Here is a 13,699-nt window from a genome sequence, read left to right on the forward strand (position 1 = left end):
GGCCACGTGAGCCAGCGGTCTTAGGGCCAGTTAGAATCCCTTCCGTTTTTCGCAACTGGTGGACGCTAAAAAGATGCCTATGTTAAATGCTTATGTTTATCAACGACACGTGGAGGAAACCCCTGATGAGCGAACAGCCCACCGCCGCCGGCAGAAGCAGCTACGATGTGATCGATACCGAACTGTTCTGGAAGGTCTTATCCGTTGAGCCGGGCATGACCGTGCTCGACCTGGCCTGCGGGGCCGGCCGGTATACCTTGCCCCTGGCCGAGAGAGTCGGCCCCTCCGGCCGCGTCATCGCCGTCGACCTCTGGGCCGAGGGCATCGACCGCCTCAAGACCGAGGCCGGTGCGGCAGGTGTCGACAATATCGAGGCCCACGTGGTCGATGCGGCCCTGGAATTGCCCATCCCACCCCGCGGCGTGGACCTGTGCCTGTTGGCCACCACGCTGCACGACTTTGCGGCCGACGGCACCGATCGGGCCGTTCTCACGCAAATCGCACGGGTGCTCCATCCCCAGGGGATTCTGTCGGTGGTCGAATTTATCAAAAAGGAGGGTCCTCCGGGACCGCCCAAAACCGTCCGGCTGTCGCTCGAGCAGGTGACCATGCGGCTGCTGCCCTTCGGCCTGATCCGCTTCGGCGCGGTGGTCGAGCTGGGTCCGCATGCCTATTTCTGCCAATTCAGAAGATTGCGCAAATCAAACTCGGCCTGAATACCCGGCGGCGTCAAGGGCGGGAAAGGGATCCGGTTCCTTCGCCCTTTCTGGCAGGCAGGATCGACAGCAGGGAAAGGGCGATGGAGATGAAGACCGCCACCAGCACCTTGTAGTAGGCATCCAGGGGATAGGCCTCCCCGACCCGGCCCACGGTATCCATCAGATAGCCGGAAAAGGGTTGAAACAGGGCCGTACTCAGGAAGGCCGCGGGATTCATCAGGCCCATGGCCGTGCCGGTCAGCCAGCCGGGGAAGAGCTCCTTGTTCATGGTCATGTAAAGCGACAAGGAGCCGCCGCCGCAAACCCCGATGATCAGGAACAGGGGACCGATGAGCCAGGCCGGCGGCTTTCCGTGGGTGGGCAGAAATACGGCCCAGCAGGCCAGACAGACGGTCAGGGCGGAGATCAGTATGGTTTTACGCTCGAACGGCAACCGGTCGGCCACAAGACCGAAAAGCGGCGAACCGACCACGAAACCGATGGGCATCAGCATGAGCAGGGCGCCGGCCTGCACGCGCGTGTAATCGTGGACGTCCATCAGATAGGGAACGGTCCACAGCCCCTGAAAGGCCAGCATCGGTCCACCGAAGAAAAAATAGGATCCGGTGACCATCCAGAAATTGGGTTTGCCGAAGACAATGGCGAGGCGGCCCATGGTGGTCAATGCCGGTGGATCGTTTGCGTCCTGTTTGTTGGCCTGGCCATCGATCTCCGGTTCTATCGGCGGCCAGCCCTTGTCTTCCGGTTTGTCCCGCAAAATGAGCCAACACACCAGTGCCATCAGGAGTGACACGGCGCCGATGGCGACGAAAGACATGCGCCACCCCATCCAGATGACCAGGTAGGTCAATGGCAACGAGGCCGCCAGATTGCCGGCATTCCCGGTGGCCAGAAAGATCCCGGTCATGCCGGCAAACTCCTTGGCCCGGAACCATTTGGAAAAAACCTTGAGGGCCGGTACGAAGACCCCGCCCACGCCGATGCCGATCATGGCCCGGCCCAGCGTCGCCACGGTCATATCGGGTGCCAACCCGAAAATCACGGCGCCAAGACAGGCGATGGCCGTAAACAGGGTGGTGACGGTCCGCGGGCCCCAGGTATCTGACAGCAGCCCCACCGGTGGTTGCACGGCGGCATAAAGATAGAAGTAGGCGGAAGACATGAATCCCAGTGCCGTGGCATCGGTACCGAAGTCCCTGACCAGGTCACGGGCGATCACGGTGGGCGAGATGCGATGCAGGCATGCCAGAAAATAGATGATGCTCAGCACGATGAACAGATACCAGCGGTATCCCCGCAAGGATCCCCAATCGAACCACCTGCCATCTTTTTGCACCCGGTGTATCCTTTCGCACGAAGCCGGACGGACCGGCAGTCTGTTTACTCTGGAACTCATAGCCACGTCATCTTTCATCGCGGCTTTCGGGGTTAAAGTCAATTCTCATCGTCCACACCCATGGATTTTCCCAAAAACGCTTCTGAGATCTATGGTGAAACTTAGAATATTTCGATGATACCGAACAACAAACCGCCAATTCGAACGATGCACCGACCTCGACCGGGCTTTTTAGGATTTCAACCCCCTAGTGCTTCTGGTATAGTAATTTTTTTCAAGGCATTGCCATCGCGACAGGCGCCCTTTCACCCGCAACCGCCGGAAACGATCGATTCACATGTCCGATACCAGGATTTTTTATGGATGGTACATTGTCGCCGCCTGCTTTGCGCTCTGCTTTCTCTTTGCCGGTGCCGGCTTCTACTCGTTCAGCGTCTTCATCAAACCCATAGAGAACGAGTTCGGCTGGGAGCGTTCGGCCATCTCGTTGACCATGTCGATCTACCTGATCGTGGGCGGCCTGATGGGACCGGTCTTCGGCCGTCTGGTGCAAAAATATGGCCCTAAAAGGGTGATGCGCGTTTGCGCCGTTTGTGCCGGGGCCTGTTTCATGCTGGTCGGTCTGACGCGTTCGATAGGATACTTCTACACGGTTTATGCGCTTCTGGCCGTGTCGGTGTGCGGTATGGGTGTCATTCCAGCCAGCAGCCTGCTGGCCAACTGGTTCTTCCTGCGGCGCGGCAGGGCTGTGGGGATCTCCATGGTGGGCATCTCCGCCGGGGGTCTTGTGCTGGCGCCGTGCGTCGGCATGGTGGCGGTCGCCTACGGTTGGAAGAGCGCCTTTTTTGGAATCGGCATCCTGGTGTGGGCCATCGCTCTGCCCGTGATTCAGTGGGTGGTCAAGGACCATCCTTCCGAGATGGGCACTTATCAAGATGGCAGGCCCGCGCCGAAGCGCACTCCGAATCAATCCGCCGTTCCGACGCCCCAGGCGGAGTCCGGCCGGCCGGCCGGCCAAGTGTTCCGCAGCAAAGCCTTCTGGTCGATCTTCGTCTCCTTTTTCCTTGCACCGTTGGCCCAGATGGGCGTCTTACAGCACCAGGTGCCGCTGATCATGGATGCCGGGACCAGCGAAGCCATGGCTGCGGCGGCCCTGGGCGTCACCGCGGGAGTGGGTGGGATCGGAAAACTCAGTTTCGGGCGGATCTCCGAAAGCTGGCCGTTTCACTATGTCGTGCTGCTCTGCTTCGGGCTTCAGGCCCTGGCCGTGGGGGTGCTGCTCTATGCCCAGTCGGCGCTGGCGGTGTGGTGCTATGCGATTGTGTTCGGATTTGCCATGGGCGGCGTCGTGGTGCTCATGCCGCTGGTGGTCGGCCACTTCTGGGGGTTGATCTCCTACGGCGTGCTGCTGGGCGCCATCTGGGTGGCCAATTCACTGGGCGGCGCATTGGGAACCTATGCCTCGGGCCTGATCTACGATCACTGGGGCGATTACCGATATGCCCTCTACCTGTTCATCGGGGCCTATATCGCCTCCATCGTCTCTTTTTTCATCGCCGGAAAACCGTCGCTCTATCATGCTGTCCCGGAGGCGGCATCCCGCCGCTGACCCAGCTGCCTATTCCTATTCATGCTGCGCCACTGTAAAAACCTGCCGGAAAATCCTGCGCCCTCGCGGGATTTGCTCATTCCTGTCCGCCGTTCCGCGGTGTCGAGACAAAGAGTTGTTCAATGGTTTTTCGATCGTATTTGCCGGCTGCGGTCATGGGCAGCTTATCCAGCACCTTGATGGTGCGCGGCCGGGCATAGGGTTCCAGACGTTCGGCCAGAAACCGGCCGAGGTCGCCGGGATCCACCCGGCCTTCGACCACGGCCACGACCTGGTTTTCCCGCCCGGTGTCCACCGGCAGGGAGACTACCAGGGCGTCGCGCACCCCGGGAAATTGTCGGATGCACTCCTTGACCGCCTCCAGGTCCACCCGGCGTCCGCCCACCTTGACGATGCCATCGGCCCGTCCGATCAGCATGAAACGTCCCCGGCCGTGGCAGCCACGCGATCGCCCATGACAAAATAGCCGTCCGTGTCGCGTTCGAGCTCGGGAGAAAGGTAATCGGACCGGACCTTGAACCGCTCCCCTTCGATGCGGACCGCAATGGTGCGATAGGGTTTGAAATCGGTCTCGCCGGCGGCACGCACCCGTGCGGCGATGCCGCCGGTCTCCGTGGAACCGTAGATTTCGGCGATGCCGACACCGGTCTGGGCGCTGAAGGCGGCCGCGTCTTCGGCGGCCAGCATGCCTGCCGAGGAAAAGGCCAACCGCAAGGCAGGCGCCGTCAACGCATGACCGTTGAGAGCGCGATAGTGGGCCGGCACGCTCACCAGGATCGTGGCCTCTGTTTGGGCGATCGCCGATTCGATCTCGCCTGGAAAAGAGGGTGTGGCCCCGGACACGGCAGCCGATGCCAGCAGCGGCGTTAAAATGGAATAGAGTAGTCCATAGATATGGTTGGGATGGACGGTGGCCACCAGACGGTCCTGGTCGGTGACATGGTAATGGTCAACAATGGAAATCGTCTCGGCCAGCAAATTGCGTACGGTTTTGGTCCACATTTTAGGGGCGCCGGTGGAACCGCCGGTGAAAAGCCGCACCCATTCGGCCCCCGGCGGCCTGGACGGCAGGGCATCGCTGGGCGGCCAGGACGCCCGGCCCCCTTCCGGAATGATACAGCGGACCGACGGCGGCGCTTCGACGACACGGTCTGTCACCACACATTCATAGGGAAGCAGACCATACAACTCGGACAACACCTGAGGAGATGAAGCGTACGGCAGGATCACGCTCGGACCGCCGGCCAGGGCCGCCAGAAGCGTCGCCGTGATCACGCCTTTGTCTTCGGTGCACAGGCAGACGCGCCGCGTCTCGACGCTGCTGTGGAACATCTGGTGCAGATGGGCGGCCATCTCGTAAAGCCGTTCGAAGGTGGTCCCGCCGATAACAAACTCTTTTCGGGGTTGCGCCGGTCCGCTCAACAGGCGCGCCACCCATTGATTCAATTCTGTCTCGCTTCTGAAAAATGCCACACATACCTCATGGGAGTTCGGGTTGCTGCCGGTCGACCATCGATCCTTGCCTTTCAAAGACCTATCCGCTTTTACGCCGCTGGATCAACGCGGCGAGATTGGTGCGATGAAACCACACGATGCACAACGCCGTTATCACGACGGCCGCCGCGCCAAACGGATGCCCCGCCCATCGATGGACGCCGAAGCCCGCAAGAACGGCGAGCATGCCGAAGGATCCGATGAACGGAATACGGACCATCGCAAAAACCGCGACGTAGGTCAAGGCCGCCAATCCGGCACCCAGAGGCAGCAATACGGCATAGAACCCCAGGTGGTTGGCAACCCCCTTGCCGCCCCGGAAACCGTGAAAACAGGGAAAATGGTTGCCCATGATCAACGCCAGACCGGCCCACGGCACCCAGCCAGTTTCCCAATAGTGCCGTGCCAGAAACGCCACGGCCGCGGCCCGGCCGACATCGAGGAGGAGAATCACGGCGGCCATCAGCCACCCGGCTTGACGAAACACATTGGTGACACCGGGATTTCCGCTGAAACGGCTGCGCGGATCGTCCTTGCCGAGCAGTCGAAACAGAAGAATCGAAAAGTTCACCGATCCGGCCAGGTAGGCGCAGATCAAACCGGCCAAAAAAGATGCGATAGAGATCATGCGCCCGCCTCCGCCTCATGGTCAGGGAGTTGCACCAGGGTGACCAGGTGGTCGTCGATCGGGGTGTGATAGGCGCATTGTTGGGACCCCGGCCTCAATTCGAAACGGCTCTCCCTTTGCCCGACAGAAACCACCTCGGTCTGCGCCCAGGCTTGGGCCAGGGAGATGCCGAGGGCCTTGGCCACGGCCTCCTTGATGGACCAGATCCGGATCGCCGCATGGATCGGGCCAGGCTCGAACTGCTCTGCACAGATCCGCTCGTCGGGAGATGCGAACAGGTGCAGCGCCTTCTCGATGCCCGCCTTCAGCTGCTCCACATCCACACCCAAGGCGCCCGGGCCGGCGGCCGCCACCGCGAAACGGCGGTCATGGGCCACGCTGCAAGCCAGCGCCCCTGCCCCATGGATCTTAGCGCAGACCGGACGAACGGCGTCCGCGGCCAAGGTTTCCAGATCCCGGGGCGGCGTCCGGTGGTCGTTGTCCGATAATTTTCGCGCCAGCCGCTTGCAGGCCAGGCGGGCCGCCAGATAGCCGGTTCGGCGCCGATCGCCCATGGCCGCCATGCGCTGATGCTCAAGATCGGACAGGCAGCGACCGGCGAAGGCCATGACCGTATCACGCTCGATGAGGGTAATCGTCACATCGGGCTGAAATGACAGCGGTTCATCCTCACCGGCCACGCCTTTGCGGATCCAGTCCGGCGGCTGCAGTCGTCCGCCGCTGACATCGCGCATCTCGATCCCCTGCACCACCTCGCAGGCCCGGCCGTCTGGCGCAAGAATCCAGGCATCGAAGCGGAGCACCGGTCCATGGGGTTCTGTCGGTAAGATCCGGGCCACATAGGTCTGGCCCGCCTGGGTCGGCGACAGGATCCGCCGTCGGGCGATGCCGACCGGAAACGCCACCAGGCCGGCAAAGCGCTGGCTCCACACACAGGCGGCATGGAAGGCGGCGTCGAGCACGAAGGGCGAGCCCAGCGGCCCAGGGGATAAATCCGGCGCCTGGAGATGGGCCAGCGCGCCTTCGGCGGTGAGCAGAAGGGGCCGGACGATATTGCGGTAGGCCGAACCGAAAGGGACCAGCTGGGCATAGATCCGCTCGGGCGTCACCTTGAAACAGGGCCCTTCCAGGGCGGCGGCCAGATCCAGCGCGAGTGGCGGCAAGGAGTCGCCGGCGTTCCCGAAATCCATCTGGGCATGGACGACACTGCGGCTCATCTGGGCGGTCTTGGCGATGCGCCGGGTGATCAGGGCGGCCCGTATCGCACCGCCCGGCTGTTCGGAAAGGTCGCAGAAGGCACGGATCGACGGGCCGTCTGCCGTCAGGGGCAGAAATTTTTCGAATCGGGCGGCCGCCAGGTGGTGCACATCGATGTGCGGATAGATCTCCGACACCTGCGCGGCCAAGGCTTGCATGGCCTCCACGGCCGGCAGCACGGCGCGCCCCTGGAAATGGTGATCCAACCCGTACGGGGGGACCGCGATCTCCACTTCCCGGCGCACGGCGCGCCCTATTCTGGAAAAATCTCCCATAGTCGTACCGTCTTGGGATCGATTTCCACGGGAATGCCCCTGGCATTCACGGCACAATGACGGGTATAGCCGATACAGACGATATCCCCGCTCGGGTCGTGGGTAATCACGTAATCGAAACGCAGCTTGACCCGCTCCCTTTTGCCGGGGCGGGTGTGAATCAACATGGCATCGTCGTAGTGAAGCGGCCGGAAATAGTCGAGCCCGGTGGAAATGATCGGGTAGACGAACCCGCTGTCCTCGATCTCCCGATAGGGATAGGCCGCTTCGCGCATGAGCGACGCGCGTCCGAACTCGAAATAGCGCAGGTAGTTGGCGTGATAGACCACCTGGGAGCGGTCCGTATCGGCGTAAAGGGTTCGCAGCCTGCATTGGTGCCACACCAGGCCGCCGTTACGGTCGCGCACATAGGCAGGATGGCCGTCGATGGGCTCGGGGATAAAAGGCTTGGGGCGCAATGTCAAACCCCCCTGAAAACGATGCAGCAGTTGGTGCCGCCGAAGCCGAAGTTGTTGGACAAGAAAAATTCATGGGCGTGCCGGCGCGGCTGGTTGGGAACCACGTCGATGTCGGCGAATGCAGGATCCGGAACGTGGTTGACCGTGGGCAGAACGATGCCCTGCTGCATGGCCTCGATACCCAGGGCCGCCTCGATGGCGCCGGCCGCGCCCAGGGTATGCCCGAGTTGGGATTTGTTGGAAGAGACAGGGATTTTTGAAAGACGCTCCCCGAAGACTTCACGCAGGCTCTCGGCTTCGACCAGGTCCCCTTTGAGCGTCGACGTGCCGTGGGCATTGACATACTCGATATCCCGAGGCAGCAGTCCGGCGTCTTCGATGGCCTGGGCAATGGCGCGCACGATGGTCGCCTTGTGCGGCAAGGTGAAATGATGGGCGTCCGAGGTCCAGCCGATGCCCAGCACCTCGGCCTTGGGCGTCAAGTTGAGCGCTGCCACCATCTCGTCGGCGGCCAGCACCACCGCACCGCCGCCTTCGGAAAGCACGAATCCCCTTCGATCGATGCTGAACGGTCGCGAGGCCTGGGTGGGATCGTCATAGGCCCGATCCCCGGGCTCGACCTTGATGGTGGCCCACATGTTGGCGAAACCCTGGATGATTTCGGGAATCAGGCAAGTCTCCGCCCCGCCGGCGATCACAAAGTCGCAATCGCCGTCGCGAATCATGCGGGCGCCGATGGCGATGGCGTGGTTGCCGGAGGCGCACGCCCCCTGGGGGGAAAAAATCGGGCCCGTGAACCCCAGCAGCATGCCGGCTTTGCCCGCCGGCAGGTTGGCGCACAGATTGGGCAACAGGTAGGGACTGACCTTCAGCGGCCCCCGCCGGGTATAGTTTTCAAATGCGATGCGCAGCGCATCGCAGCCGTTCAGGGCCGATCCCATCAGGCAGGCCGTGCGCGGGCCGGTTCGGTCATCCATCTCCAGGCGGGCGTTTTCCAAGGCCCGCTTGCACACCACCATGGTGAGAAAGACAAAATCCGCGTTCCAGTTGTAGGCTTCCTTGCGGTCGATGAAATCGAACGACTGGGGATTCCAGTCGGGAATTTCGCCGACCACGTTGCTGCGTGAAGTGGTCTGGCAGCGCGTCACCCGCCGGAAGCCGGCCTCGCCGTTGACCGCACGTCGCCAGGTCGAGGCGAAGTCGTTGCCCAGGGGCGTGGCCACGTCGTAGCCGACCACGTATACTTTTCGATTGAGAGCCTGTTTCATAATCGTCTGTGTCTCGATGTTCTTTGCCGACTGAACCGTTTTTTTAGCCGCCCTATGCCATTCATGGATGCGGCCGTCATACGAATCATTTCAAACGCTCGAACAGCACGCAGCTGTTGCATCCGCCGAAGCCAAAGGCATTCTTGAGCACGAAGGTCTGGTCCACCTTGCGGCATCCCTCGGCCACGCAATCGATATCGATCTGCGGATCGGCCTGGTAGTTGATCGTGGGCGGCAGGATGCCCTCCACCATTCCCTGGACTGCAAGAACCGACTCGATGGCGCTGGAGGCCCCCATGGCATGGCCGATGAGGGACTTGTTGGCGGTCACCGGCGGCAATTTCCGGCCAAAAACCGCCGACAAGGCATCGAACTCGACCTTGTCGCCGACCCGCGTCGATGTCGCGTGGGCGTTGATGGCGTCCACCTGCCCGGGGGTGATGCCGCCCCGCTCGATACTTTCCTGGATGCAGCGGCGAACCGTCTCGAAATTGGGGGCCACGAAATGGTAGGCATCCGACGTCATGCTCCACCCCCCTATGGCCACGGCATAATCGAGGCCGTGCGCATCCGCGAAGGCCTGGGAAGCGAGCAGAATACAGCCGGCCCCCTCGGAAATCACGAAGCCGCGCCGATGCCCTGAAAACGGCCGACTGGCCAGCGCCGGTGCCTCAGCAGGCTCGCCCTCCTTCGGTACGAACGCGCCGTTCATGGTGGCGAAACCGGCCACGATGGGCGACACGAGCGCGAAATCCACGGCGCCGCAGATCACCACATCGGCGCGATTCAACTCGAGAAGCATGGCGCCCATGATCATGGAAGTCAATCCGGTCGCGCAGGCGGTGATCGTACTTGTGATCGGCCCCGTGGCACCGGTCCACATGGAGACCCGGCCGGTGACCATGTTGATGCAGGAGTTGGGATTGACGTAAGGCATGGGCAGGTTGCCCTCGGCCATCAGCTTGCGATCGGCGTCCAGGAGCGCATCGAGGCCTCCCACCGCGCTGCTGTAAGTGATGGCGGTCCGGGGCGCCAACGCCGGCGTGATCTCCAGGCCGCAGCTCTCCAGGGCGCGCTGCACGGTCAACAAGGCATACTTGAAAATCGGCGACACCCAACGGGCCTGTTCGCGCGGCTTCAGGAAATCATACGGCAGGTGGTCGATATCCGGCACTTCGCCGGCGATCTGGACCGGGAAGTCGGCGCTGGTCGGAAAGCGCGTCAAACGGCCGATGCCGCTTCGCCCCTGCAGGGCGCTGTCCCATTGGGCGGCCAGATCGAGGCCCAGCGGTGAAACCGCATCATAGCCGATGATGACCGCTCTTTTTGAATCCATGGTTCGCACCGCCGTTGATATGTCCTTTTCCGGCATCCAAGCCAAAAATATAATCCTACCCCAAAGCTGCAAAAATGAAAACCACCTGCGGTCCAGGTGGTTGTTGATCTTTATCTTTTAAACTCAACATGTCCGACTTCAAATTGCGGCAAATCCGCCCCAGACTTACCAGGGAATGAACTGGTAGAGCTTGGCGAACATTTCGTACACCTCGATCCAGTTCTGCAGGTCCTTGGCCGATCGCATGTGCGCCCTTTTGTTGACCATGACCCAGCTCATGTGTGCCGCACCATCCTTGCAGGTCGAACAGTCCCGGGTTTCCGAAGTGCAGCAGCGGTGCATGGTCTTCAGATCCGATGCCCAGCGGATGAAATTGGTCAGCCGCTTGGGTTGCGGATGGCGCGTGTCCAGCGGCTGGGTGACGGATGGGCATTCCCGCCAGCCAAACGAACGACCGAGCATTTTCCCGGTGGTAATGATCTCATGGTAGTACCTGGATGAGATGACGGTCTGCGGGTAGGCATCGAGCATGGCATCCATCTCCGCCCGAATCGCGGCAAGCTCTTCCGGCTGCCAGGAGAATCCCTCCACCCCTTCGTCGTTGGATAGCAGCTGCATGTGAACCTTGAGGCCGGCATCCGCGATCTTGCGCACGATCCGTTCGGTTTTGCCGATCTGCTTGGGGGTGATGGTGTAAAGATAATAGGCATGGGGATCGCCATAGTAGTGCTTGCTGGAAATGGAAAAGGCGTCCTTGCCCCTGAGGAGCCGCTCATCCTCCTCATCGCCCCACAGGGAAATCCCCACCATCATGTCGGGAAAACGGTCCCTGGGGACCTTGATCAAACCGTTGGTGGCGCAGAACGTGGGCAACCGCTTGTAGAAGGCTTCGACCCGATCCAGGCAAAGAGTCGGTTCGCCGCCGATAAGGATGGCCAGGTTGACCCCGCGGGCCATCTCCTTGTCGATGAACGCCTCCCATTTGTGGAGATCCATCTCTTCGACAGCCACCTTATGTTCATCCGACGAAAAGAAAAAACACCCCTTGCATCTCAAGTTGCAACGGTTGGTCACATCGTAAATCGAACTGCGGATATTGAGTTTGGAAATCCTCTTGTAGCGTTCGTGCCAATGGTCATCCAGCAGTGAACTGACGGTCTTCATCCATGACTCCTCAACTGACAGGGCCTTTGCGGCCCATCGAAACAGGCTAAAACAGATCGTGCCCCGGCGGCGCCACCCATCGCTGACACAAGTTGACCCCCTTATCGTACCCGGTGACCCACACAGCGAGGTAGGTATCGACGTAGTCCAACCAGGAGGCGAACACATCGGGTTCGCAGGCATGCCGGAACAGACGGGCTGTGACCACGGCGCTTCCGGCGGCGTAATGGCGGCAATCCCGGCAATCGGTATCCGGCACGCAGCAGGCGGCATCGCGGTCCCAATTCAGGTCGGTGCGGTATTGGCGAAACGAACGGCCCAGCCCGATGTCGGTCGACGGATTGCAACGCGGATAGGAGCAGCCGAAAAGCGCATGGAGCCCCAGGTGATGGGTGTGGGACACGGCGTTGTAGTGCGAATAGAGCACGGTTTCGGGATAACGCTGAAGCAAATTGAGCATGGCCTGGCGGGTCTGCCGGAGAGATGATTCCGTATGGCGCAGGGCGCCGGTATAACCCACCGGCGAAGAGAAGACGTTGAAAGTGATCTTGCACCCCTCCCTGGCCAGAATGCGGGTCACTTGATCGGCTTCGGCAATGTTGTGCGGCGTGAAGGTGTAGACGAAGACAGCCCGCGAATCGCCACGGTAGTTTTCGATCTGCCGCTGCAGCATCTGCTTGGCGCCGCGAACCCGCTGACTGGTGTCGTCATTCCCCCAGACGGAAATATGAATCTTGTAGCCGATCGATCCGGGAATCCATTTTAGCCCGTTGGTGGCGATCGAGCCCAACGGCATCTCTTCGTGGCAAACCGTCAAAAGCTCCGGAACCAGAGAGGGCTCCGCGCCGGCCAGCACCACGTAGGTGATCCCGCGCGCCTTTTCCGATTTCATCAGCGATCGCCATTTTTCGGGATCGCCGACTTCATGGGCATGCTGCTTTTCGCCTTTGTAGTAGTAGCATCCTTCACACCGGATGTTGCACCGGTTCGTCATGTCGTAGGTGGACTCCCGCAAAAAAAAATAGCGGCGTACACGATCCCATCGCTCCCGCACATGGGGTTCCGCGATCAGATCGGAAAATTTCCATTCGCCGGCCCCTGTGTCCGGTTTCGACGTCGAATGGGTTAAATGTTTGGCTTCCACTGTAAAACTCCCTGAACCGCCGGAGACAAATGTGTCCCCTCGGTGAATTCGGCGAAAGGTTCAAATAAAAACATGTACCCTCACACACGGAGGTCAATATATATCAAATCGGCGGATGACCTTAACTTTCTTACTTTCATACTTTCCGACTTTCAAACGCCGATCCTTCCGACTCAAACCTTTGCCTCGATCTTCTTCAACAAATATTCCGAAATCAAACGGACGGTCGTCAGCTTGGGGTAATCGTCCTCGTCGATGCGCACCGCGTATTCATCACGGAGAACCAACGCAACGGTCGCCAGGTCCATGCTGTCGATGCCGACTTCGTCCACCAGGTCGATGTCCGGATCGAAGGTTTCCGGAGTGACATCTTCCAGCTTCAGCTCATTGATCATGATCTCCGCAACGCGGTGCATCATCTTGTCCAGTTCAGTCGCCACAGCCATGCTTAACTCTCTCCTTTGGGATCTTTCATCAGTGCCCATCCACTAATGACCAATTTGCCCGATATCGGCGTTGCGAGAAAAATTTAATCCTCGGAACATCGACCATATGCCTGCGGTTAAATTTTTCGCGCGCCTTGATCTCGACCCAATTGGCCTGCTTGTGGACGGACACGCGTTCACTACTTAATGGGCTCAACGGCCATATTGCCGCTGCACACCAGTTCGTCCCCTTTTGCAATACGAAAGGCATAGGTGCCCGCTTTCCCCGCCTTGGGTTCGGCCGTCACGGTGATGCGGTCCCCTGGTAGAATCATCTGCTTGAATCGCACCCGACTCACTTCCCGTACACGAACCGCGCCTGAAAACCCGTGACCGATCAGATCGAAAACCATACCGAGCTGGGCGATTCCGGGCAACACCGGGTTGCCGGGGAAATGGCCGTTGAACCAGGTCGAATCGGCCGGCACATAGACTTCGGCATTGAGTTTTGCGGCATCGATTGGATGCCGGACGGTGAGGTCGTACCACATAGTGCTTTTCCCTGTAAATCTCATAGTTGAGGCCC

At 60.5% G+C, this 13,699-nt stretch carries 14 protein-coding genes; 2 read left to right on the forward strand and 12 right to left on the reverse strand.

Features of this window, described 5'->3' with window-relative positions; translation table 11 throughout:
• Window positions 1-125: 125 nt before the first annotated feature.
• Window positions 126-716, forward strand: a complete 591-nt coding sequence (locus DFT_RS16075) for a class I SAM-dependent methyltransferase (RefSeq protein WP_054032163.1) — start codon at window positions 126-128, stop codon at window positions 714-716.
• Window positions 717-729: 13 nt separating this feature from the next.
• On the opposite strand, the gene DFT_RS16080 is transcribed toward DFT_RS16075, so the two are convergent.
• Window positions 730-2,055 carry an MFS transporter gene (locus DFT_RS16080; RefSeq protein WP_054032164.1) on the reverse strand — a complete coding sequence of 442 codons (1,326 nt, stop codon included), beginning with the start codon at window positions 2,053-2,055 and terminating at the stop codon, window positions 730-732.
• 337 nt (window positions 2,056-2,392) lie between these two features.
• Here DFT_RS16080 and DFT_RS16085 point away from each other — a divergent pair, with 337 nt between their 5' ends.
• Window positions 2,393-3,664 (forward strand): MFS transporter, encoded by a 1,272-nt coding sequence (locus DFT_RS16085; protein ID WP_054032165.1) that lies wholly within the window; start codon window positions 2,393-2,395, stop codon window positions 3,662-3,664.
• A 76-nt stretch (window positions 3,665-3,740) separates the two neighbouring features.
• Here DFT_RS16085 and DFT_RS16090 read toward each other — a convergent pair whose 3' ends face one another.
• The 11 genes from DFT_RS16090 to DFT_RS16140 all read right to left on the reverse strand — a co-directional run bounded on the left by DFT_RS16090 (window position 3,741) and on the right by DFT_RS16140 (window position 13,664).
• Complete coding sequence (locus DFT_RS16090; protein ID WP_054032166.1) at window positions 3,741-4,082, reverse strand: AMP-binding enzyme; 342 nt, start codon at window positions 4,080-4,082, stop codon at window positions 3,741-3,743.
• Window positions 4,076-5,137, reverse strand: a complete 1,062-nt coding sequence (locus tag DFT_RS16095) for an AMP-binding protein (RefSeq protein ID WP_152972024.1) — start codon at window positions 5,135-5,137, stop codon at window positions 4,076-4,078. Before DFT_RS16095 ends, DFT_RS16090 begins: the two co-directional genes overlap by 7 nt.
• Window positions 5,138-5,198: 61 nt before the next feature.
• Window positions 5,199-5,786, reverse strand: coding sequence for a glycerol-3-phosphate acyltransferase (locus DFT_RS16100; protein ID WP_054032168.1), 588 nt, complete (start codon window positions 5,784-5,786; stop codon window positions 5,199-5,201).
• The gene (locus tag DFT_RS16105; RefSeq protein ID WP_054032169.1) at window positions 5,783-7,318 is read right to left on the reverse strand and encodes a 4'-phosphopantetheinyl transferase superfamily protein; all 1,536 of its coding nucleotides are present in this window, start codon (window positions 7,316-7,318) and stop codon (window positions 5,783-5,785) included. Before DFT_RS16105 ends, DFT_RS16100 begins: the two co-directional genes overlap by 4 nt.
• The gene (locus DFT_RS16110; protein WP_054032170.1) at window positions 7,297-7,776 is read right to left on the reverse strand and encodes an acyl-CoA thioesterase; all 480 of its coding nucleotides are present in this window, start codon (window positions 7,774-7,776) and stop codon (window positions 7,297-7,299) included. Before DFT_RS16110 ends, DFT_RS16105 begins: the two co-directional genes overlap by 22 nt.
• Before the next feature lie 2 nt (window positions 7,777-7,778).
• Window positions 7,779-9,044 carry a beta-ketoacyl-[acyl-carrier-protein] synthase family protein gene (locus DFT_RS16115; RefSeq protein WP_054032171.1) on the reverse strand — a complete coding sequence of 422 codons (1,266 nt, stop codon included), beginning with the start codon at window positions 9,042-9,044 and terminating at the stop codon, window positions 7,779-7,781.
• An 85-nt stretch (window positions 9,045-9,129) separates the two neighbouring features.
• A complete protein-coding gene (locus DFT_RS16120; RefSeq protein ID WP_054032493.1) occupies window positions 9,130-10,380 on the reverse strand; it encodes a beta-ketoacyl-[acyl-carrier-protein] synthase family protein in 1,251 nt (416 codons plus the stop codon).
• Between the two features lie 165 nt (window positions 10,381-10,545).
• Window positions 10,546-11,544, reverse strand: a complete 999-nt coding sequence (locus tag DFT_RS16125) for a radical SAM protein (RefSeq protein ID WP_054032172.1) — start codon at window positions 11,542-11,544, stop codon at window positions 10,546-10,548.
• A gap of 46 nt (window positions 11,545-11,590) precedes the next feature.
• A complete protein-coding gene (locus DFT_RS16130) occupies window positions 11,591-12,688 on the reverse strand; it encodes a radical SAM protein (protein WP_054032173.1) in 1,098 nt (365 codons plus the stop codon).
• Between the two features lie 173 nt (window positions 12,689-12,861).
• A complete protein-coding gene (locus DFT_RS16135; protein ID WP_054032174.1) occupies window positions 12,862-13,134 on the reverse strand; it encodes a phosphopantetheine-binding protein in 273 nt (90 codons plus the stop codon).
• Between the two features lie 179 nt (window positions 13,135-13,313).
• Window positions 13,314-13,664: a 3-hydroxyacyl-ACP dehydratase FabZ family protein gene (locus tag DFT_RS16140; protein ID WP_054032175.1), complete on the reverse strand. Its 351-nt coding sequence runs from the start codon at window positions 13,662-13,664 to the stop codon at window positions 13,314-13,316.
• Window positions 13,665-13,699: the final 35 nt, after the last annotated feature.

Origin of the sequence: Desulfatitalea tepidiphila (assembly GCF_001293685.1) — a bacterium.
Lineage (GTDB): Bacteria > Desulfobacterota > Desulfobacteria > Desulfobacterales > Desulfosarcinaceae > Desulfatitalea > Desulfatitalea tepidiphila.

Bases quoted from the DNA above. Each gene is read 5' to 3' on its own strand.
- DFT_RS16120 (WP_054032493.1), bottom strand. From the start codon at position 10,380: ATGGATTCAAAAAGAGCGGTCATCATCGGCTATGATGCGGTTTCACCG.
- DFT_RS16100 (WP_054032168.1), bottom strand. From the start codon at position 5,786: ATGATCTCTATCGCATCTTTTTTGGCCGGTTTGATCTGCGCCTACCTG.
- DFT_RS16075 (WP_054032163.1), top strand. From the start codon at position 126: ATGAGCGAACAGCCCACCGCCGCCGGCAGAAGCAGCTACGATGTGATC.
- DFT_RS16135 (WP_054032174.1), bottom strand. From the start codon at position 13,134: ATGGCTGTGGCGACTGAACTGGACAAGATGATGCACCGCGTTGCGGAG.
- DFT_RS16125 (WP_054032172.1), bottom strand. From the start codon at position 11,544: ATGAAGACCGTCAGTTCACTGCTGGATGACCATTGGCACGAACGCTAC.
- DFT_RS16085 (WP_054032165.1), top strand. From the start codon at position 2,393: ATGTCCGATACCAGGATTTTTTATGGATGGTACATTGTCGCCGCCTGC.
- DFT_RS16140 (WP_054032175.1), bottom strand. From the start codon at position 13,664: ATGTGGTACGACCTCACCGTCCGGCATCCAATCGATGCCGCAAAACTC.
- DFT_RS16090 (WP_054032166.1), bottom strand. From the start codon at position 4,082: ATGCTGATCGGACGGGCCGATGGCATCGTCAAGGTGGGCGGACGCCGG.
- DFT_RS16105 (WP_054032169.1), bottom strand. From the start codon at position 7,318: ATGGGAGATTTTTCCAGAATAGGGCGCGCCGTGCGCCGGGAAGTGGAG.
- DFT_RS16115 (WP_054032171.1), bottom strand. From the start codon at position 9,044: ATGAAACAGGCTCTCAATCGAAAAGTATACGTGGTCGGCTACGACGTG.